Source organism: Streptomyces capoamus (assembly GCF_014654935.1).
Classification (GTDB): Bacteria; Actinomycetota; Actinomycetes; order Streptomycetales; family Streptomycetaceae; genus Streptomyces; species Streptomyces capoamus.
This window is the reverse complement of the sequence record NZ_BNBF01000090.1, coordinates 1-286: the sequence shown is the minus strand read 5'-3', so window position 1 is coordinate 286 and position 286 is coordinate 1. Positions and strand designations below refer to the sequence as shown.

1 protein-coding gene is annotated in these 286 nt (G+C 32.2%); it reads right to left on the bottom strand.

The features are described 5' to 3' along the window. A partial coding sequence (locus IE312_RS44835; protein WP_229900951.1) for a hypothetical protein occupies nucleotides 1-235 on the bottom strand: 235 nt, incomplete at its 3' end. Between the last annotated feature and the right edge of the window lie 51 nt (nucleotides 236-286).

Below are 286 nucleotides of genomic sequence, written 5' to 3'. Positions count from 1 at the left end.
GCAAGATTGTATGGATATTATACTCATTGTGTATCTTGATGAATTGGATCGTTTCTTTGTGGATTCCTAGACGAAATTGTTGTAAATTGGTTTCTGGGTATTCCTTTATCATTTCATCGAGCTGGAATAGTTCCTCTAATTGTATGAATTTTTCTAGAAAACTTTTTTCTTGAATATCATTCAAAAAAGTTTCGCATTGTCTAGTATTCCACCAATTAGTAATCCAAGTTTTCAAACTTTTATTACAGCAGAGAGAGATCAACCAGGGCAAAAAGACTATAGATAG